Raw genomic sequence first — 18689 nt, 5'->3', positions numbered from 1 at the left:
AAGGCTTAAAGCACAAGGAGCGAATCTGAAAGATCGCGACGCGCTTTAAGGATCAAGCAACGAGCCGGGCCATTCGCCCGGCTCGTTGCTTTCTGGGCCCGTCGCTCCGGCCGGCGGGCAGCGACAGTTTGCCTGTTGCCATCACCCCTGTTCGGGCCCACCATGACGCCGTCGGTGTTTCTCGTCGGAGGATGAGTGCGATGACGTCGGGAGTGAACAGGCCGCCCTTGACCGAGGATGCGGCCGAGGCTGTCGCCAGGGACATCAAGCATGCCGAGGGACATGGAGCCACCTCCGAAGTGCCCATGTCGTTCCTGAAAAGCCTTTATCATCTGCCGCTGGATCCGGGGCGGCGCACCCATACGGGATTTGTCGTGCTGGCGGTCATCGCCGCCTTGTTCGTGCTGTTCGTCTTGGTTTGAACCGCCCATCAATGACGAAGCCCACGGACTACAGCGCCGCGCGTCTAATCAGACGCGCGGCGCTGTAGCAGTTTGATTTGCTGCATGTTTCCTTAAATCGAGGTCGATTTGAGGAAACATGCAGCAGGCTGATCCGTGGGCTTTGTCGTGCGTTTCCGCTTGAACGCCTTACCCTGAGCGCCTTACTCGGCGTCGGCTGTCCTGAGCGTGTCGAGGGACGGCATCGAGGTGATGTTGTAGCCGGAGTCGACGTAATGGATCTCGCCGGTGACGCCGCGCGACAGATCCGACAGCAGATAGAGAGCCGAATTGCCGACGTCGTCGATGGTGACGGTCCGGCGCAGCGGCGAATTCTTCTGCTGCCAGGACAGCATCGCCCGGGCGTCGGAAATGCCGGCGCCGGCAAGCGTGCGGATCGGGCCGGCGGAGATCGCGTTGACGCGGATGCCGCGCGCACCGTAATCGGCGGCGAGGTAACGCACGGAAGCCTCGAGCGCGGCCTTGGCGACGCCCATGACGTTGTAGTTCGGCATGACGCGCATCGAGCCGCCATAGGTGAGCGTCAGCATCGAGCCGCCGTCGTTCATCAGTTCGGCCGCGCGCTTGGCGATCTCGGTGAAGGAGAAGCAGGAGATCACCATCGTGCGGCTGAAGTTGTCGCGCGAGGTGTCGGCATAGAGGCCCTTCAGCTCGTTCTTGTCGGAGAAGCCGATGGCGTGCACGACGAAATCGAGCTTGCCCCAGCGCTCCTTGATCGCAGAGATCACGGCATCGACGGACTCGATGTCTTCGACGTCGCAGGGAAGCAGGAAGTCGGAGCCGAGCTCGGCGGCCAGCGGCTTGACACGCTTGCCAAGGGCTTCGCCCTGGTAGGTGAAGGCGAGTTCGGCACCCTGCGCCGCAAGCGCCTTGGCGATGCCCCAGGCAATGGAATGGTTGTTGGCCACACCCATGATGAGGCCACGCTTTCCAGTCATCAGTCCCGTCATCGTGTTATCCGTTGTAGCGCTGGAAAACGAGCGTGGCATTGGTGCCGCCGAAGCCGAACGAGTTCGAGAGAACCGTATCGATCTTGGCGTTGTCGATGCGTTTGCGAACGATCGGAACGCCCTCGAATTCGGGGTCGAGTTCGCTGATATGCGCGCTTTCGCCGATAAAGCCGGCCTGCATCATCAAGAGGCCGTAGATGGATTCCTGCACGCCGGCAGCACCCAGCGAGTGGCCGGTCAGCGACTTCGTCGACTGGATGTGCGGCATCTTGCTGCCGAACACTTCGCGGATCGCGCCGATCTCCTTGCTGTCGCCAACCGGAGTCGAGGTGCCGTGGGTGTTGATGTAGTCGACGTCGCCCTTCACCGTCGAAAGCGCCTGGCGCATGCAGCGGATCGCACCCTCGCCCGAAGGGGCCACCATATCGTAACCGTCAGAGGTCGCACCATAGCCGACGATTTCGGCATAAATCTTGGCGCCGCGGGCCTTGGCGTGCTCGAGTTCTTCGAGCACGAGAACGCCTGCGCCGCCGGCAATGACGAAGCCGTCGCGGTTGACGTCATAGGCGCGCGAAGCCGTCGCCGGCGTCTCGTTGTATTTCGAGGACATGGCACCCATGGCGTCGAAGAGGTTCGACATGGTCCAGTCGAGATCCTCGTGGCCGCCGGCAAACATCACGTCCTGCTTGCCCCACTGGATCATCTCGGCCGCATTGCCGATGCAGTGCGCCGAGGTCGAGCAGGCCGAAGAGATCGAGTAGTTGACGCCGTGGATCTGGAACCAGGTCGCGAGCGTTGCGGAAGCCGTGGACGACATGGCCTTCGGAACGGCGAACGGGCCGATGCGCTTCGGGCTGACGTTCTTGCGCGTGATGTCGGCGGCGTCGACGATCGTACGGGTGGACGGGCCGCCCGAGCCCATGATGATGCCGGTGCGCTCGTTGCGGGCAACGACCGACTCTTCGAGGCCGGAGTCGGCGATTGCCTGCTTCATCGCCACGTGGTTCCACGCGCCGCCCTGCGACAGGAAGCGCATGGCGCGGCGGTCGACGAGCTCGGTCGGGTCGAGCGACGGAGCGCCCCAGACCTGGCACTTGAAGCCGTTTTCCGCGAAATCGGGAGAAAACGTGATGCCCGACTTTGCATCGCGCAGCGACGCCGTGACTTCGTCGGCGTTGTTTCCGATCGAGGAAACGATGCCGAGGCCCGTGACAACAACCCGTCTCATGATACTGACCTTTTCTTTATTTCGTTCGGTGCAGGCAGGCCTGGTCCTTACTCGGCCTTATCCTTCGACAGCCCGACACGCAGGTCGGTTGCCTGATAGATAGTCTCGCCATCGGCCTTCAGCCAGCCGTCGGCAGTGCCGAGTACGAGCCGGCCGCGCATGACGCGCTTGAAGTCGATGCCGTACTGCAGCAGCTTGGTTTCGGGGCGAACCATGCCCTTGAATTTCACTTCGCCCGTCGAGAGCGCCATGCCGCGGCCGGGCTCGCCGAGCCAGCCCAGGAAGAAGCCCGTCAATTGCCACATGCCGTCGAGGCCGAGGCAGCCCGGCATGATCGGGTTGCCCTGGAAGTGGCAGGGGAAGTACCAGTCGTCGGGACGCACGTCGTATTCGGCGCGGATGAAGCCCTTGTCGAAGGCGCCGCCCGTTTCGGAAATCTCGGTGATGCGATGAACCATCAGCATCGGCGGCAGCGGCAGTTGCGCGTTGCCGGGGCCAAACAGCTCGCCACGGCCGCAGGCCAGGATTTCCTCGTAGCTGAAGCTGGATTGTCTGGTGGTCATGAATAGGTGCTTCCCCGAATGACTTAACGTGTTATCCGATCTGCTTTAGAGCAAGTTCGGCTTGAAATGAAGCGCGGGGAACCCGGATCTTCTCGTTTCCGGCCCGGTCACCGCCGCCTCAGATGGCATTTTCGTTCCGCCGTCGCTTACAGGATCAATGTGGGCGCGACCAGAGTTAATTGCCAACCTTCCCCGAGTTTGACCGGTTTTTCAGGCTTTGCAACGCATGTCTGGATGAGAATCTATTGAAAGCGCGGGGCGCAAAAGTTATATCGCAACGGAAGTATTGTGAATTTCGCCGGGATACATGGAACGACCCTTTATGACGAAAGCAACAGAAGTGAGTTCGGAAGAAAGGCTGCGCCACTCAGGCCTCCGTCCGACCCGTCAGCGCGTTGCCCTCGCCGATTTGATCTTTGCCAAGGGTGATCGCCATCTGACCGTCGAGGAATTGCACGAAGAAGCCGTGATGGCCGGGGTGCCGGTTTCGCTGGCAACCGTCTACAACACGCTGCACCAGTTCACCGAAGCCGGCATGATCCGTGTCCTGGCGGTCGAAAGTGCCAAGACCTATTTCGACACCAACGTGTCGGATCATCATCACTTCTTCGTCGAGGGTCAGAACGAGGTTCTCGATATCCCCGTCAGCAACATCCAGATCGACAATCTCCCGGAGCCGCCCGAGGGCATGGAGATTTCGCATGTCGACGTGGTGATCCGTCTGCGTCGCAAGAACGGCCGCTGACATCGGCGCAGTTGCGGGAAAAATGTGAAGCGGTATTCCGTCCGGAACGGCATAGCTTCAAACTGGCCCGCAGGGCGATCTTCAAGATAAGTTGATCGCTCGGCCTTCGTGTCGATCGTGCCCCAAGTCACATCACATCGTCCGGATCTCGGCCCGGCAGCGCCTTGCCCGTCGGCAGCGTCCAGCCGTATTTGAGCGCGCCGCCGCGCACGATGAAGGCCGAAATCACGCCGAGCGTCGATGCCGCCGTAAGCGGCAAGCCGGCCATCGTCGCCAGAACGAAGGCGCCAGCGCCGATCAATGCGGCGGTGACATAGACTTCCGGCCTGAGCAGCACCGAAGGCTCTCCGGCGAGCAGATCGCGCAGGATGCCGCCGAAGGTGGCCGTCAGCATGCCGGTAACGAGCGCGACACCCGCAGAACCCGTAGCCGCAAATCCCTTCGCAGCACCCATGACGCAGTAGGCCGCAAGGCCGATCGCATCGAGCCATACGAGGACCCGGTAGCGCGAGTCGAAGAGATGGGCGGTGAAGAAGAGGATGGCCGCCACCGTGGCGCAGACCAGCAGATAGGTCGGATTGGTAACCCAGAAGACCGGAGTCGCGCCCAAAACGACGTCGCGCATGGTGCCGCCGCCGATGCCGGTCACCGAGGCGAGGAAGAGATAGCCGATGATATCGAGCTGCTTGCGTGACGCCGACAACGCTCCGGTCGCTGCAAAGACGGCGACACCGGCATAGTCGAGGATTTCGAGGATCGGCATGGGCGCTCCGGACTAGAATCGGCGGTTCTCCTTGAAGCTGGCTGTCTCGTGCCCCGGCGTCAACTCTCAGGGCGCCGGCAGGATCGAGGCTGTCCGGCCCGCGAGGGAGTAGCCGATGAGCCCGATCCATTCGCGCACCGCCGTCGTCGTCAATTGGGCGTTGAGCGACGGCTGGGTGAAGTCGAAGCCGAGGCCAAGCTTGCCGCTGGTGCGGTAATCCGTCGGCCAGGGAATGACGGGGATATCGAGGGCGCGGAAGAGCGCGACCGAACGCGGCATGTGGAAGGCGGAGGTAACGAGCGCGCAGTTCGAAAGCCCTTTCGCCTCCAGCAATTCCTTGGTGTTGCGGGCGTTCTCGAAGGTCGTGCGCGATTGCACTTCGCGAATCAGCCGCTCGCCGCCGGCGTCGAACGCCGCGAGGAAGCCTTCCGACGCCTCGGCATCTCCGGCATAGGCGCCGCTGAACGAGCCGTCGCCGCCGGACACGAGAATACGCGCCTCGGGATAGCGCTTGGCGAGCGCCAGGGTCTCGATGAAACGGTCCGCCGCCTGGTTGAACTCCGTGCCGCCGCGGCCTGCCATCACTTCGTTCTCGAAGGCGCCGCCGAGCACGATGATGCAGGAGAGCGAGGCAGGTGGCGCCGGGCGGGGAAAGCGATCCTCCAGCGCTTGCAGGGCATAGGGGCCGGCAGTGGTAAATAGCGAAACAAAGAGTACCAGCGCGCCGAGGCCGCAAAAGACAATACCGGCGCGGCGCAAGCCCGCGGCTGTCGCCAGCAGTCCGGCAAAGACTGTGAAGAACGAGAACGACAGCGGCTGCGCCACCAGCCAGAAGATTTTCGAGATCAGGAACATGGGCATCAGCTTCTGCGTTTCGATGCTTAACAAATCATAAACGCGCATCGGAGCGGGCCCGGGCCGTACCGATGTGTGACTGTGCGGATCGGCGGTCGCGTTCGCAGAAGGTCGCGCGCGTAACATGCTCATCCGAACGTTGCACGGATGGCTGCGGCCACCACTTTCATTTGAACCCGAAAGGAGTATCATCCGGGAGATGACCACGATATCGGGCTTCAGATCCCAGTTGTTTCGTGCCGCCAATGAGGTCCATGAGCTCACCCCATTACAGGCACAACAGCTGCTCGAAGGCGCAGTGGCGTTGATCCGCTGCATGCGCGAACAGACGGGCATGGAACCGAACACCGAAGCGCCCGATGTCACCAATGTCCTGCTCGACATTGCCGCTTCCGTGCCGAACCGGTCGGAACGCGAAATCCGCAACGCCCTGCTCGAGTCGGCCGACATCATCCGGCTGCTGACCATGATCCTGGACTCGCTGGACGAATTGGGGGGCAGCGAGGGACCTTGAAGGTCCAAGAACGTTCAATCGAAGGAGAAGTTTGGTGGAGCTAAGCGGGATCGAACCGCTGACCTCTTGCATGCCATGCAAGCGCTCTCCCAGCTGAGCTATAGCCCCATATCGGGTTCCGGCTAGACCGGTCCGGGAAGTTCGTCGGGCTGTTGTGCCCGGCGAGTGGCGGCTTATTACTTCCCCTTTTTGAGGATGGCAAGCCGAAAAATGCGTGGCCTGTGGATTTATTTGCAGTCCGGGCCGATTTTCTCCCGTCCGGGCCGTAAAGGCCGAGGACGGGAGCATTCCTATGTCATTTGAAGCGCTTAGACGTCTTCTTCGTCGTCGGAAACGCCGATGAGACCGCTCATGTCGTCGTCGTCTTCGTCCTCGTCGGTTTCGAGGAAGGTGTCGTCGTCGTCACCGTCGATTTCGACATCGTCGTCGCCGAGATCCGGCAGGTCGTCGCCGCCCGCTGCCTCATCATCGGCATCCTCGAGCGAAACGAGTTCGACTTCGGTGTTCTCCGCATCGACTTCCGTGACGTCTTCTTCTTCTTCCTTCTCGAGCACCTTGGCGACCGAGCTTTCTTCGAAGAAGGACAGCGGGTAGGACTTGCCGGTGTAAGGCGAAACGATCGGATCACGGTTCAGATCGTAGAATTTGCGCCCCGTTTCCGGGTCGATGCGCTTTGTTCCAAGTTCCGGTTTTGCCACAGTCAAAGCCTCTTGAATGGCCGGCCGTGCCGGCGCTTGCCGGAAAAACCGGCGGGTGGAAAGGGTATCAAGCTTATGATGATTAGCCGGTCCCCATAATCATCTTGACAGCATCTGTCAAAGACAAAACTTGCAAGCGCCTTGGCGCCGGCCCGCAAGGATGCCTTACGCGCTGCATTGTTTTCTTCAATCCTATCGATCTAAGAATAAAAGCGGGCAGCCGTTCATGTGCTGCCGCGACTTTGGCGGGCCTTCGAGCGCGCGATACTGTCTTGCATGTTTCGAGGATACTGCATGTCGCAAGGATTGGGCCAAAGCCCCGCCACCGCCCGCAAATCCGACGGCCTCAAGGGGTCGACCCGCATTCCCGGGGACAAGTCGATTTCGCATCGGTCTTTGATGCTGGGTGCCCTTGCCGCTGGCGAGACGCGCGTTACCGGCCTGCTCGAAGGTGACGACGTGATCGCCACGGGCCATGCGATGCGGGCCATGGGCGCCGGGATCCGCAAGGACGGCGACACCTGGATCGTCAACGGCGTCGGCAACGGCGCGTTGCTTGCGCCGGAAGCGCCGCTCGATTTCGGCAATGCCGGCACGGGTTGCCGGCTCATCATGGGTCTCGCCGGCGTCTATGATTTCGAAACGACGTTCATCGGTGATTCCTCGCTCGGCCGGCGGCCGATGGCGCGCGTGCTCGACCCCTTGCGCGAGATGGGCGTGCAGGTAAAGGCGGCTGCCGGTGATCGTCTGCCGGTGATACTTCGCGGACCGAAGACGCCGACGCCGATCACCTATCGGGTGCCGGTCGCATCCGCCCAGGTGAAATCGGCGGTGCTGCTCGCCGGTCTCGATGCGCCGGGCATCACCACCGTCATCGAGCCGGTGCTGACCCGCGACCACACGGAACGCATGCTCCGCGGATTCGGCGCCGAACTCTCGGTGGAGACCGATGCCGCCGGCGTCCGCACCATCCGGCTCGAAGGTCGTGGCCGGCTCGTCGGCCAGGAGATCGAGGTGCCGGGCGACCCGTCCTCGGCGGCATTCCCGCTGGTTGCGGCACTGGTCGTTCCGGGCTCCGACATCACGATCCGCAGCGTGCTGATGAACCCGACCCGCACCGGCCTGATCCTGACCTTGCAGGAGATGGGTGCCGACATCGAGGTGATCGACATCCGGCAGGCCGGCGGAGAAGACGTGGCGGATCTGAGGGTGCGCCATTCCGAACTGAAGGGTGTCACGGTGCCCGAAGAGCGTGCGGCCTCGATGATCGACGAGTATCCTGTTCTCGCTGTTGCCGCCGCCCTTGCCGAAGGCGCGACCGTCATGAGGGGCCTCGATGAGCTGCGCGTGAAGGAGTCCGATCGCCTCGCCGCCATCGCCGCGGGCCTGAAACTCAGCGGTGTCGATTGCGATGAGGGCAAATCCTCGCTTGTTGTCCGCGGCCGTCCTGGCGGCAAAGGACTAGGCGCTGCTTCAGGCGCGGTCGTGAAGACCCATCTCGATCATCGCATCGCCATGAGCTTCCTTGTCCTGGGGCTTGCCTCGGAGCACCCGGTTCAGGTCGATGATGTGTCGATGATTGCGACGAGCTTTCCGGGGTTCACGGATCTGATGACAGGGCTGGGGGCAGAGATCGCGTGAAGCCGACGACGCCGGCAGCAAAGCTCAAATGGCTGCTGACAATTGCAGTCGTCGTCCTCCTGACGCTGCTGACGCAGCTCGGCGGCCTTGTCTGGCTTGTTGCTCTTGGTCTTACGCGCCGAAGAAGAGCAGGCATTCCCGTGTTTCTTGCACTCTTTCTGGGTCTCTATGCTGCGGGAAGCGCGCTTAGCCATGCCGTGGCACCGATCTTCGGCCGGGTTCCGCTGCCCTGTTTCGACGACGGCACGTCGCGGCTCAAGATGCAGTCGCCTTTATTCTGTGTCCTGAACCGTCAATATGTCGTTCCGGAACTGAGGGAAGCGGCCTCTGCCCTGTCGCGGCATATGGGGCAGGCATTTCCCGGAACGACGACCTTGGCGCTGGATGCCAATTTTCCCTTCTTCAATGGATTTCCGTTGTTTCCGCATCTCTCCCATTCGGATGGCCGGAAGCTCGATATCGCGTTCTTCTATCAGGATGCCGCTGGCAACTACCTGGATACGGCGACCCGTTCGCCGGTCGGCTATTTCGCCTTCGAGCAGCCGCGCCCGGGAAGCATTCTTCCATGCCGGGATCGCGAAGACCTCTTGACCTTGCGGTGGGACTTGGACTTCTTGCAGTCGTTGTGGCGGTCCTTGCCGCTGGAGGAAGGCCGGACCAGGGAGGCGCTCCGCTGGCTCTCCGGTGAGGGGAGTAGCTTCGGTATCGAGAAGATATTCGTGGAGCCGCATCTGGCGCAAAGACTTGGCGTTGAGGCCGAGTCCATTAGGTTTCAGGGTTGCAGGGCCGCCAGGCACGACGACCATATACATATGCAGGTTGGAAAATGACGTTCACCATCGCCATCGACGGGCCGGCTGCGGCCGGCAAGGGCACGCTCTCGCGAAGGATCGCCGAGGAATACGGCTTTCACCATCTCGATACGGGGCTGACCTATCGGGCCACCGCCAAGGCGCTGCTGGATGCGGGCCTGCCGCTCGACGACGAGGCGGTGGCCGAGAAGATGGCGCGCGAGGTCGAGCTCGCCGGGCTCGACCGCTCAGTCCTTTCCGCCCATGCGATCGGCGAGGCAGCGTCGAAGATCGCGGTCATGCCGGCGGTGCGGCGGGCGCTGGTCGAGGCGCAGCGCGCCTTTTCGCTGCGCGAGCCCGGAACCGTTCTCGACGGCCGCGACATCGGCACGGTCGTCTGCCCCGATGCGCCGGTAAAGCTCTATGTCACCGCCTCGCCGGAAGTGCGGGCGAAGCGGCGTTATGACGAGATCGTCGGCAACGGCCAACAGGCTGACTATGCGGCCATCTTCGAGGACGTGAAGAAGCGCGACGAACGCGATATGGGCCGCGCCGACAGTCCTTTGCGGCCTGCCGACGACGCGCACTTGCTTGATACGTCCGAAATGAGTATAGAGGCGGCGTTTCAGGCCGCGAAGACTTTGATCGACGCGGCGCTGATGAAGAAGATCTGAAGAAGAGCCTATCTCCGACGCTGTCAGGATCGCTCCTCTTGCATAGCCTGAAATTCCGTCCACGCGCCGGATTGCTCCTTCAAATGGAGCGGACTGGGTTCAGGCCTGTTCAACACCAGCCCCCGGCGCATGTGCGTCTCGAACGAGATGCATGCAGGAGATTTCATGTCTGCTACCAATCCCACCCGTGACGATTTCGCCGCCCTTCTCGAAGAATCCTTCGCGAAGACCGATCTCGCCGAAGGCTATGTTGCCAAGGGCATCGTTACGGCCATCGAAAAGGACGTCGCCGTTGTCGACGTCGGTCTGAAGGTCGAAGGCCGCATCGCTCTGAAGGAATTCGGCGCGAAGGCCAAGGACGGCTCGCTCAAGGTCGGCGACGAAGTCGAAGTCTATGTTGAGCGCATCGAAAACGCGCTCGGCGAAGCCGTTCTGTCGCGCGAAAAGGCCCGCCGCGAAGAGAGCTGGCAGCGCCTGGAAGTGAAGTTCGAAGCCGGCGAACGCGTCGAAGGCATCATCTTCAACCAGGTCAAGGGCGGCTTCACCGTCGATCTCGACGGCGCCGTTGCCTTCCTGCCGCGCAGCCAAGTCGACATCCGTCCGATCCGCGACGTCACCCCGCTGATGCACAACCCGCAGCCCTTCGAAATCCTCAAGATGGACAAGCGCCGCGGCAACATCGTCGTATCGCGTCGTACGGTTCTCGAAGAGTCTCGCGCCGAGCAGCGTTCTGAAATCGTTCAGAACCTCGAAGAAGGCCAGGTTGTCGAAGGCGTCGTCAAGAACATCACCGATTACGGTGCGTTCGTCGACCTCGGCGGCATCGACGGTCTGCTCCATGTCACCGACATGGCATGGCGCCGCGTGAACCATCCGTCGGAGATCCTGAACATCGGCCAGCAGGTCAAGGTTCAGATCATCCGCATCAACCAGGAAACCCACCGCATCTCGCTCGGCATGAAGCAGCTCGAGTCGGATCCGTGGGATGGCATCGGTGCGAAGTACCCGGTCGGCAAGAAGATCTCCGGTACCGTCACGAACATCACCGACTACGGTGCGTTCGTCGAGCTGGAGCCGGGCATCGAAGGCCTGATCCACATCTCCGAAATGTCCTGGACCAAGAAGAACGTACACCCCGGCAAGATCCTGTCCACGAGCCAGGAAGTCGACGTCGTCGTTCTCGAAGTCGATCCGACCAAGCGTCGTATCTCGCTCGGCCTCAAGCAGACGCTCGAGAACCCGTGGCAGGCATTCGCGCATAGCCATCCGGCTGGCACCGAAGTCGAAGGCGAAGTCAAGAACAAGACCGAATTCGGTCTGTTCATCGGCCTCGACGGCGATGTCGACGGCATGGTCCACCTTTCCGACCTCGACTGGAACCGTCCGGGCGAGCAGGTCATCGAAGAGTACAACAAGGGCGACGTCGTTCGCGCTGTTGTTCTCGACGTCGACGTCGAGAAGGAGCGCATCTCGCTCGGCATCAAGCAGCTCGGCAAGGACTCGGTCGGCGACGCCGCCGCTTCCGGCGAACTGCGCAAGAACGCCGTTGTTTCGGCTGAAGTCATCGCGATCAACGATGGCGGCATCGAAGTGAAGCTCGTCAACCACGAAGACATCACCTCGTTCATCCGCCGCGCTGACCTCGCGCGTGACCGTGACGAACAGCGTCCGGAGCGTTTCTCGGTTGGTCAGGTTGTCGACGCGCGCGTCACCAACTTCTCCAAGAAGGACCGCAAGATCCAGCTGTCCATCAAGGCTCTGGAAATCGCCGAAGAGAAGGAAGCCGTTGCTCAGTTCGGTTCGTCCGACTCGGGCGCTTCGCTCGGCGACATCCTCGGCGCGGCTCTGAAGAACCGCCAGAACAACGAGTAATCGTTGCCTGACATCTGAACTGGAAAACCCGCGGAGAGCGATCTCCGCGGGTTTTTCTTTGGCCGAATGCTTGTTCGGTTTGGACTCTCAGCCGAGGCCGCCGAGCCTGCGATAAAGATCGTAGGCGTCGGATGCTTCTGCCGCCCTGTGGTCGAGCGCGGCCTCGTCAGTTGGTTCCGCCCCGTCCGCTTGATCGTGGTCGTCGCCCTCTTCTGCGCCCTGCTCTTCGTCCGGTGTTTCGTCTTCCGATCCGCCAGGCATTTCATGGCTAAGGTTTTCGGTTTCCGCCGCATCCCTGGCGGCCGGCGGGTAGGGGATCATGGCAAAGGGGATGGCTTCGCGCGGCAGGCCGTTTTCGACCAGCCTGGCGATGACCTGCCGCATCGTCTGTTCGTCGGTTACGCGCTGCGGCAGCGTGTCCGCAGGCGTGCGCTGAGTGGCCTTTGCGTCCTCCGCCTGCTCGTCGAGCAAGGACGGCAAGGCGTTGCCGCCATCCGGCGCCTCGCGCGAGCGGGACGCATCCTTGATCTCGCGTGCCGGTGCGGCGTCCTTTGCCGGAACTGGCGCCGGCGCATCCGTTCCGTCGGCGTGCTCGGCCACCGGCTTGGTCTCGGTGCCGGCAGTGCTTCCGGGCGGGGTGACGCTGTCGCGAATGAGCGTCTTGATTGCCTCGAAAAGCACCCGCACCGGCCGGGTCTCGGGATTGCCGCGTCCGGCCGCCGTTGCTGTCTTGACGCCATTCTCCTCATCGGCATCCGGCATCGGCCCATAGGTGCCATCCGGATCCGCGTCTTCGGCGGATTCGGCCGTCGCATCGGCCTCGGCCAGCGCCGCCGTGGTCTCGCTGGCGGACGCCTCGCTTTCGACATGCCCGGCACCGGCCGATGGGACGGTTTGCTCAGGCTCGGCCCCGGAGGCCGTTTGCGGAGGTGTTTCCTCGACTTCGCCTGCGAGCAGGGCGGCGGCGTTTTCGACCGGCGTGCCTTCCGCGGACGTGGGCTTGCCTGTCGCACGCGTTTCGCTTCGCTCAACCGGTGCTGCGTTTCGGCCTTTCGAGGGTGCCTCTGTCGTTCCGGTCTGGTCCGGCTCATCGCCCCGGGGGTCGCGCACGTCGGTGTCGTCGCCGACGCCAAAGGTCTTGCGCAGTACTGTTTGCAGCAGCGCGACCTCGCCGGCGACCGGCATGCGTGCAGCAACCGGGTTGAGAGGCATGGCCGGCTGGAGAGAGGGGTTGCGCAGGATGACGTCGCGCACCTGGGCGGGCATCGACGTGGCGGTGCTGCCCGGCGCGCTCGTCCCATTGCGGATCGCCGGCAGTTCTGCAAGCAAGCCGACCCGGACGGCGAGGCTGCGCCCGCCGAGCTGGCGTTCGAGCAGCAGCCGATCGGAGGCAGGCATCGATTCGAGGAAGGCCACGAGGCGGCGAACGAAATCCCGCCCGCCTTCCTGCGGCAGGGGCGGAAACTTCAGGATGCGCGCCAGGTCCTCCATCAGCCGCACCAGCGCGTCCTTGGAGAGGATTTCGCGGCCCGAGAGATGTCGGGTCAGCGCGTCCAGAATCTTTTGTATGGCTTCGCCGCGCTGCAAGGCGGGCAACAGCGCTGACGGCTGCTGCGCTTTGGTGCTCGTGTCTTCTGCGGAGGTGGCCGCCGCTCGGCCCGTCTGGATGGGTATCAGCATTCTGGTCTCCATCTCGCTTGACCTCGGGTTGACCAATCGTCGTTGGCCGACGAAACGCGGTTGCACGCCTGGACACGGGCCGATTTCCGGCTCGCGTGCGAACTGTTTTCTTCGTCACTTACGGGTCGGCGCCTCATGCGCGTCTACAGCGCCGCGCGTCCTGTGAGACGCGCAAAGGTCGCTGTCGCTCTTTGGGTTGCTGCATGTTCTTGAAGAAACATGCAGCAGGCCAATGGCCGGACGACCGCGACAACGTCGCGGATGGGGAATCGGCATGATGTCCGAGGTTAGGTGAAAGAGGTTTATGAATTCTTAACCATGTTTCGATGGCTGCAGCGGTCGACCGCCCTTGCCTGTGGGCGTCAACAGCGCCATCTTCAGCACTTCTGAGGAGTTCCGGATGACCGTTCGTCCCCCAAAAGCCCTTGGCCCGACCTTCTCGACCACCGGCGCCTTCAACGTGCTCGAATATGAACTCATGTCCGAGCGCGCCGATGCGCTCGGCCGGCACGGGTTGAAGGTGGAAAAGGCACTTGACGCGCTGTCGGAGCTAAAGGCGGAGGTGGCTCCGGATCTGCGCGAGCGGCTTCTCGACGAAGCTGCCGATGCCGTTTGGGCCTTCTTCATCCAGCGCGAGATCTGCGGGCTGCGTGACAGCCGCGATGCCGTTCGCCGCTACGGCATCCCCAAGGAGGTCATGGCGCGGCTGGGGATCGTGCGCAGGAAATAGTCAGAAGCTCTGCGCCGTCAGGCTGTACAGGCCGTTCTCATCGAAGCGGACCAAAGATTGCAGCTCGGTTTCGCGGCGCTCGGCGACATTCTTCAGTTCATCCTTGAGGCGGAGTGCGCGTAACTGCTCGTTCTGTTCGACCAGCGACTGCTTGTCGGTGCTGCGGGTGGGATCGTTGCGCAGGCTGTCGACCTGGGCTTCCTCGAGCGACCCGGATTCCGCTGCGCTCTTCAGCCGATCCGCCGCCTTGGCAGCCTGTGCCTGGCTTTGGGACCCATTGCTGCTCGTCTCTCCAAGCGCCGCCTTCAACGTCTCGTTTTCCCGGCCGCCCGGGTTCTTGAGCGCCTCCGTCAGTTCGGTGAGGGAGACGCCGAGCTTATCCAGCCCAAGCTGCCTCTCGACCTTGGCGATATCGCTGGGATCCAGGGCCTTGATCTCGTTTTCGAGCGCTCTGGCGAAGGCGGCGTCGGATTTGAACGTCTCGCGGTCGAGGTCGAAGAACTCACCGACCTGGCGAATGAGAGCCGCGCGATTGCTGTTGGGGTCGTTCTGGGTGCGATCGAAGAAATGGGCGTTGATCTTGTCGTTGGCCGCCTTGCGGGCGCCATCGGACTGGACCTGCGCCTTCAGAACCTTGTCGTCCTTGGCACCTCTGGCCTTTTCTTCTTCTTCCGCCTGCCGCTTTTCGATGTCCTTGACGATCGAGCCGACCAAGCTGGTCGTTGCGGTGGCGATCGATTGCTGGGTCGGAAGCAGCATGTTTCATCCCCGGACAGCATCGTGGAGCTTTCCGAAAGTTAGGTCGTTGCGGTTAATGACGGTTTAACCGTGGTCTCCCACAAATCGGGGCGGGTCTGGCACACGCAGTTGTCTCCGCGATCGCGCACGGAGACACGCGTGAGCCGCAATCGCCCTCACGCGGCGTTGCCGAGGTTTCGCCTATCGGTAAGGCGAGTAGCAGACCCTGTAGGTTCCACCGTAACTTAGGAACCGGTTGGTTGCCGGATCGTAGGAGCGGTAGCGCGACATGCACCAGCTCACATGTGAGCCGCCGCGCACGTATCGGTCGCGATAGTAGTAGTTACCGCCGTAGTAGCGGCGCGGGTAGTAGCCGCGGTAGTAACCATAGCGCGGGTAGTAACCGTAGCGCGGGTAGTAGCCATAGCGGGGGTAGTAGCCGCCATAATAACCACCACCATAGTAGCCGCCGGAGCCGAAGTAGAAGCTCAGCCCCGAGCCATAGTACGGTCCGCCCCAACCGTGACGGTAGTAGGGTCCCCAGCCGGAACCCCATCCATGGCCCCAACCGCCGCGCCAGTGGCGCCGGTGGTACACATTCTGGACGTCGCTCTGTGCCTTGATCTGGAGATCGGGCGCCTGGATAGGCATTGCCTGAACGGGCCCGATGGGGGTGATCAGGGAGGTGGCGGCCAAACTGCAGCCGATAACGAAATTGCGAAATCCCGTCATTTTGTCCTCACTTTCAGAAGGCCATGCCTTCCGCTTTTGTCCCGGCCTCTATTACGTTTGTTTTTCTTGGTTTATTCATGGCGGCGGAAGTCGCGGGTCGCTACTGGAACTACTGGATTTCTGTTCGCTCATCCCCCCGCAGCATGATGCGCCGATGCTTCGGCCGTGTGACTGCGGTTCTTTCATGACCAATTCCCGTTTCAACGAGGTACGCGATGCAATTGAAGTTTGGCACCAGTGGTTTGCGCGGCCTCTCCGAGGAACTGAAGGGAGAGCCCTCCGCCCGCTATGCGACCGCCTTTGCCCGGCACCTGATGGCGGCAGGGCACAGCAGGCCCGGCGATCCCATCCTGATCGCCCGCGATTTTCGCGATTCGAGCCCTGAGATCGCGGCCGTTTGCGCCGCTGCCCTGTCGCGCGAGGGGCTGCGCGTTTTCGATTGCGGCACGGTGCCGACCCCTGCGCTGGCGCTTTACGGTCTCGCCAACAAGGCGGCGGGGCTGATGATCACCGGCTCGCATATTCCGGCCGATCGCAACGGCATCAAGTTCTATCGCCCGGACGGCGAGATCGACAAGCAGGACGAGGTTGCGATCAGCCGCATCGCCGACGGTATTGCGAACCAGATCGCCCCGGTCGCCGATGCCGGGACCGGCGAGGATTACGCGGCCCCGGCTGCCGCGCTCTTCATGGAAAGGAATCGGCAATTGCTGCCGGCCGGTGCGCTGTCCGGCCTCAAGGTCGGTGTCTACCAGCACAGCACCGTCGCCCGCGACCTGATCGCCGAACTGCTGGCTGACTTTGGTGCCGATGTCGTGGCCCTTGGGCGCTCGGAACACTTCGTTCCGGTCGATACCGAGGCGGTTTCGGCGGAGACGATCGAGCGGCTTCGGGATTGGGCTCGCGAACATCGCCTGGATGCGATCGTGTCCGCGGATGGCGACGGCGACCGGCCCTTGGTCGCCGACGAAAACGGGCTGCCCATGCGTGGCGACCTGCTGGGCCTGATGGCGTGCGGCTTCCTCGGTGCCAGACTTGCCGTCACTCCGGTCACCTCGAATTCCGGCTTGGAGGGCAGGGAAGGGCTCTCGGTTCTGCGCACCCGCGTCGGCTCGCCCTTCGTCATCGCCGGCATGCAGCAGGCGCTGAAAGAGGGGGCGCAGAAGGTCGCCGGCTTCGAGGCCAATGGCGGCACGTTGACCGCGAGCCCGTTCGTCGTCAACGGCGCTACACTCGAGGCTTTGCCAACGCGCGACAGCTTTCTCCCGATCGTTGCCGCACTTGCCGCCGCGGGCGAAGCCAAGCTTTCGCTATCCGCGCTCGCTGCTTCCTACCGGTTGCCTGTGGCGCTCAGCGATAGGCTCGAAAACTTCCCGGTCGAAACAAGCACCCGGCTGATGGCTTATCTGCGCGGAGACGAGTCAAATCTTGTGGAGTTCCTGTCGCCGATCGGCGGCGTCTCTGCCGTCAGCGACATCGATGGACTGAGGCTGACGCTCGACGATGGCCGGATCATCCATTTCCGGCCTTCGGGAAATGCGCCGGAGATGCGATGCTACGTCGAGGCGGAGTCGTCGGAGGCTGCCGAAGCGCTGCTCTCAAGAGGTCTATCCACAATCCGTCGGTGGGCTGAAACCGCGTCGAACTGAGTTTTTTGCAATCCGACACGAAAACTTCAAAAAGCCTGTTGACACTTCAGCTCTGGCCTTTTACACCCCCGCTCGTCGCCCAGATGGCGGAATTGGTAGACGCGCAGGTTTCAGGTACCTGTGCCGCGAGGCGTGGAGGTTCGAGTCCTCTTCTGGGCACCAAATTCCCTAAGCCAAATCCTTGATTTGGTTTTGAAAAACCCCGGTTACACGGGGTTTTTTCGTTTCTGGCATTTGGTTGAAAGTCGAACTGGTTTCCCGCCGAGCGGCACTCTCTTTCCCTCACATTGGTTGTACGCCGTCGCTCTTTTCGCGCAACGCGCCTTGAAGCCTTGACCGTCAGCATTGATATTCTATCCGCAACGCAAGGCGTGCGGGCCGTGCAAACGCGGTACCATGCAATTGTCCGCCGTGCCGGCGGAACTCAAGCGAGGACAAGGCGATGTCTGAGACGCGTCGCAAGCTGACGACAATCCTATCCGCGGATGTCCAGGACTACACTCGGCTGATGCGTGCCGACGAAGAGGGCACGCTCGCCACGTTGAAGCGCTATCGCGACGCCATGGCGCGGCTGATCGAGGCGCATGAGGGGCGTGTCGTCAACACCTGGGGTGACGGTCTGATCGCCGAGTTCCCGAGTGTCGTGGAAGCCGTGCGGACGGCGATCGACGTGCAGAACGAACTGGCGGGGTGCAACGCCAAGTGCCCTGCCGAGGAACAGATGCTCTTTCGCATCGGCATCAATCTTGGCGATGTGATTGCCGAGGGAGACGACCTCTATGGAGACGGCGTCAATGTCGCGGCGCGCCTGCAGGCCTCAGCACCCGCCGGCGGCATCGTCATCTCCAGCACGGTCTACGACCAGGTGCGCAACAAGGTCGCCGTCGGCTTTGATTTTCTGGGACCGCTTGAAGTGAAGAACATCGATGGCGGCGTGCCGAGCTACGCGGTGCGCATCGGCACGGCCGAGGCACGCCCGGCGCCCGGCGTTCAGGCCCTCGGACGCTCCGCTGGCCAAGCGAGCGGAGATCCCGACCGATCCGGGACGGAGGCAAAGGGTGTCGAGGGGGCAGTTGCGGCGGCCAAGCGAGGATCTCTTCCCGTGCTCGCTGTCATCGTCGCAGGACTGGTCGCGCTGAACCTCCTTACCTGGAATGGTGCGTTCTGGTCCGCTTGGCCACTGCTCGGGTTCGGCACCCTGTCGGGCCTCGCCTGGCTCAAGGCAAATCCGTGGGTCGATCGCGGCATCGGCGTGCTGGCCCTTGCCGGGCTGGTGATCCTTGCCATCAACCTGCTGACGTGGCGCGGCGTGTTCTGGGCCGTTTGGCCGCTGCTCGCCTTTGCCGTCGTCGCCGGTATCCGCTGGGTGACCCGCCAGCGCCGCAGCATCGGGCCATGAGGAACG

General features: G+C 62.5%; 19 protein-coding genes and 2 tRNA genes. 11 read left to right on the top strand and 10 right to left on the bottom strand.

Annotated features, from left to right (window positions below; all coding sequences use genetic code 11):
- Positions 1-200: 200 nt before the first annotated feature.
- Entirely contained in the window at positions 201-422 is a 222-nt protein-coding gene (locus AC0C6X_RS04500) for a hypothetical protein (protein ID WP_173515175.1), read from the top strand.
- 182 nt (positions 423-604) lie between these two features.
- On the opposite strand, the gene fabI is transcribed toward AC0C6X_RS04500, so the two are convergent.
- The 3 genes from fabI to fabA are packed head-to-tail and all read right to left on the bottom strand — an operon-like array spanning position 605 to position 3202.
- Entirely contained in the window at positions 605-1411 is an 807-nt protein-coding gene (gene fabI, locus AC0C6X_RS04495; protein WP_472952035.1) for an enoyl-ACP reductase FabI, read from the bottom strand.
- Positions 1412-1415: 4 nt separating this feature from the next.
- Complete coding sequence (fabB, locus tag AC0C6X_RS04490; protein ID WP_173515177.1) at positions 1416-2639, bottom strand: beta-ketoacyl-ACP synthase I; 1224 nt, start codon at positions 2637-2639, stop codon at positions 1416-1418.
- A 47-nt stretch (positions 2640-2686) separates the two neighbouring features.
- Positions 2687-3202: a 3-hydroxyacyl-[acyl-carrier-protein] dehydratase FabA gene (gene fabA, locus AC0C6X_RS04485; protein WP_173515178.1), complete on the bottom strand. Its 516-nt coding sequence runs from the start codon at positions 3200-3202 to the stop codon at positions 2687-2689.
- 322 nt (positions 3203-3524) lie between these two features.
- On the opposite strand from fabA, the gene irrA reads away from it, so the two are divergent.
- A complete protein-coding gene (gene irrA / locus AC0C6X_RS04480; protein ID WP_093234322.1) occupies positions 3525-3947 on the top strand; it encodes an iron response transcriptional regulator IrrA in 423 nt (140 codons plus the stop codon).
- Between the two features lie 127 nt (positions 3948-4074).
- Here irrA and AC0C6X_RS04475 read toward each other — a convergent pair whose 3' ends face one another.
- A complete protein-coding gene (locus tag AC0C6X_RS04475) occupies positions 4075-4710 on the bottom strand; it encodes a trimeric intracellular cation channel family protein (RefSeq protein WP_472952033.1) in 636 nt (211 codons plus the stop codon).
- 66 nt (positions 4711-4776) lie between these two features.
- Positions 4777-5565, bottom strand: a complete 789-nt coding sequence (locus AC0C6X_RS04470) for a YdcF family protein (protein ID WP_247960378.1) — start codon at positions 5563-5565, stop codon at positions 4777-4779.
- Positions 5566-5764: 199 nt separating this feature from the next.
- On the opposite strand from AC0C6X_RS04470, the gene AC0C6X_RS04465 reads away from it, so the two are divergent.
- The gene (locus tag AC0C6X_RS04465) at positions 5765-6079 is read left to right on the top strand and encodes a hypothetical protein (RefSeq protein ID WP_247960307.1); all 315 of its coding nucleotides are present in this window, start codon (positions 5765-5767) and stop codon (positions 6077-6079) included.
- A gap of 32 nt (positions 6080-6111) precedes the next feature.
- On the opposite strand, the gene AC0C6X_RS04460 is transcribed toward AC0C6X_RS04465, so the two are convergent.
- Positions 6112-6187, bottom strand: a tRNA-Ala gene (locus tag AC0C6X_RS04460).
- Between the two features lie 200 nt (positions 6188-6387).
- Positions 6388-6777 carry a TIGR02300 family protein gene (locus AC0C6X_RS04455; RefSeq protein ID WP_173515181.1) on the bottom strand — a complete coding sequence of 130 codons (390 nt, stop codon included), beginning with the start codon at positions 6775-6777 and terminating at the stop codon, positions 6388-6390.
- A gap of 294 nt (positions 6778-7071) precedes the next feature.
- Between AC0C6X_RS04455 and aroA the strand changes: the two genes are divergently transcribed.
- The 4 genes from aroA (at position 7072) to rpsA (ending at position 11755) form a co-directional block, all read left to right on the top strand.
- Positions 7072-8418: a 3-phosphoshikimate 1-carboxyvinyltransferase gene (gene aroA, locus AC0C6X_RS04450; RefSeq protein WP_472952031.1), complete on the top strand. Its 1347-nt coding sequence runs from the start codon at positions 7072-7074 to the stop codon at positions 8416-8418.
- Complete coding sequence (locus tag AC0C6X_RS04445) at positions 8415-9248, top strand: hypothetical protein (RefSeq protein WP_472952030.1); 834 nt, start codon at positions 8415-8417, stop codon at positions 9246-9248. The genes aroA and AC0C6X_RS04445 overlap by 4 nt, the downstream gene beginning before the upstream one ends.
- Positions 9245-9883: a (d)CMP kinase gene (cmk, locus tag AC0C6X_RS04440; RefSeq protein WP_173515184.1), complete on the top strand. Its 639-nt coding sequence runs from the start codon at positions 9245-9247 to the stop codon at positions 9881-9883. Before AC0C6X_RS04445 ends, cmk begins: the two co-directional genes overlap by 4 nt.
- 165 nt (positions 9884-10048) lie before the next feature.
- Positions 10049-11755, top strand: a complete 1707-nt coding sequence (gene rpsA, locus AC0C6X_RS04435) for a 30S ribosomal protein S1 (protein ID WP_246304235.1) — start codon at positions 10049-10051, stop codon at positions 11753-11755.
- Positions 11756-11842: 87 nt separating this feature from the next.
- On the opposite strand, the gene AC0C6X_RS04430 is transcribed toward rpsA, so the two are convergent.
- A complete protein-coding gene (locus tag AC0C6X_RS04430; RefSeq protein ID WP_472952029.1) occupies positions 11843-13435 on the bottom strand; it encodes a hypothetical protein in 1593 nt (530 codons plus the stop codon).
- Positions 13436-13835: 400 nt separating this feature from the next.
- Here AC0C6X_RS04430 and AC0C6X_RS04425 point away from each other — a divergent pair, with 400 nt between their 5' ends.
- Complete coding sequence (locus tag AC0C6X_RS04425) at positions 13836-14165, top strand: DUF6665 family protein (RefSeq protein ID WP_173515186.1); 330 nt, start codon at positions 13836-13838, stop codon at positions 14163-14165.
- Here the strand turns inward: AC0C6X_RS04425 and AC0C6X_RS04420 are convergent, their stop codons facing one another.
- A complete protein-coding gene (locus AC0C6X_RS04420; protein WP_472952027.1) occupies positions 14166-14924 on the bottom strand; it encodes a hypothetical protein in 759 nt (252 codons plus the stop codon). It abuts the gene before it with no gap.
- Between the two features lie 180 nt (positions 14925-15104).
- Positions 15105-15635 carry a BA14K family protein gene (locus AC0C6X_RS04415; protein ID WP_173515188.1) on the bottom strand — a complete coding sequence of 177 codons (531 nt, stop codon included), beginning with the start codon at positions 15633-15635 and terminating at the stop codon, positions 15105-15107.
- Between the two features lie 215 nt (positions 15636-15850).
- Here AC0C6X_RS04415 and AC0C6X_RS04410 point away from each other — a divergent pair, with 215 nt between their 5' ends.
- The 3 genes from AC0C6X_RS04410 to AC0C6X_RS04400 all read left to right on the top strand — a co-directional run bounded on the left by AC0C6X_RS04410 (position 15851) and on the right by AC0C6X_RS04400 (position 18683).
- Positions 15851-17284, top strand: coding sequence for a phosphomannomutase (locus AC0C6X_RS04410; protein ID WP_472952026.1), 1434 nt, complete (start codon positions 15851-15853; stop codon positions 17282-17284).
- Between the two features lie 77 nt (positions 17285-17361).
- Positions 17362-17446: transfer RNA gene (locus AC0C6X_RS04405), tRNA-Leu, on the top strand.
- Positions 17447-17726: 280 nt separating this feature from the next.
- Complete coding sequence (locus tag AC0C6X_RS04400; RefSeq protein ID WP_173515190.1) at positions 17727-18683, top strand: adenylate/guanylate cyclase domain-containing protein; 957 nt, start codon at positions 17727-17729, stop codon at positions 18681-18683.
- Positions 18684-18689: the final 6 nt, after the last annotated feature.

This window comes from Ensifer sp. VA4, from assembly GCF_055710065.1.
This window is presented reverse-complemented; position numbering and strand designations above follow the sequence as displayed.

Excerpts from the sequence above, each read along its gene's own strand:
- fabB (WP_173515177.1), bottom strand. The coding sequence starts at position 2,639 with ATGAGACGGGTTGTTGTCACGGGCCTCGGCATCGTTTCCTCGATCGGA.
- AC0C6X_RS04415 (WP_173515188.1), bottom strand. The coding sequence starts at position 15,635 with ATGACGGGATTTCGCAATTTCGTTATCGGCTGCAGTTTGGCCGCCACC.
- rpsA (WP_246304235.1), top strand. The coding sequence starts at position 10,049 with ATGTCTGCTACCAATCCCACCCGTGACGATTTCGCCGCCCTTCTCGAA.
- cmk (WP_173515184.1), top strand. The coding sequence starts at position 9,245 with ATGACGTTCACCATCGCCATCGACGGGCCGGCTGCGGCCGGCAAGGGC.
- AC0C6X_RS04430 (WP_472952029.1), bottom strand. The coding sequence starts at position 13,435 with ATGCTGATACCCATCCAGACGGGCCGAGCGGCGGCCACCTCCGCAGAA.
- irrA (WP_093234322.1), top strand. The coding sequence starts at position 3,525 with ATGACGAAAGCAACAGAAGTGAGTTCGGAAGAAAGGCTGCGCCACTCA.
- AC0C6X_RS04500 (WP_173515175.1), top strand. The coding sequence starts at position 201 with ATGACGTCGGGAGTGAACAGGCCGCCCTTGACCGAGGATGCGGCCGAG.
- AC0C6X_RS04465 (WP_247960307.1), top strand. The coding sequence starts at position 5,765 with ATGACCACGATATCGGGCTTCAGATCCCAGTTGTTTCGTGCCGCCAAT.
- AC0C6X_RS04470 (WP_247960378.1), bottom strand. The coding sequence starts at position 5,565 with ATGTTCCTGATCTCGAAAATCTTCTGGCTGGTGGCGCAGCCGCTGTCG.
- fabA (WP_173515178.1), bottom strand. The coding sequence starts at position 3,202 with ATGACCACCAGACAATCCAGCTTCAGCTACGAGGAAATCCTGGCCTGC.
- AC0C6X_RS04410 (WP_472952026.1), top strand. The coding sequence starts at position 15,851 with ATGCAATTGAAGTTTGGCACCAGTGGTTTGCGCGGCCTCTCCGAGGAA.
- AC0C6X_RS04425 (WP_173515186.1), top strand. The coding sequence starts at position 13,836 with ATGACCGTTCGTCCCCCAAAAGCCCTTGGCCCGACCTTCTCGACCACC.
- aroA (WP_472952031.1), top strand. The coding sequence starts at position 7,072 with ATGTCGCAAGGATTGGGCCAAAGCCCCGCCACCGCCCGCAAATCCGAC.
- AC0C6X_RS04475 (WP_472952033.1), bottom strand. The coding sequence starts at position 4,710 with ATGCCGATCCTCGAAATCCTCGACTATGCCGGTGTCGCCGTCTTTGCA.
- fabI (WP_472952035.1), bottom strand. The coding sequence starts at position 1,411 with ATGACGGGACTGATGACTGGAAAGCGTGGCCTCATCATGGGTGTGGCC.
- AC0C6X_RS04400 (WP_173515190.1), top strand. The coding sequence starts at position 17,727 with ATGTCTGAGACGCGTCGCAAGCTGACGACAATCCTATCCGCGGATGTC.
- AC0C6X_RS04420 (WP_472952027.1), bottom strand. The coding sequence starts at position 14,924 with ATGCTGCTTCCGACCCAGCAATCGATCGCCACCGCAACGACCAGCTTG.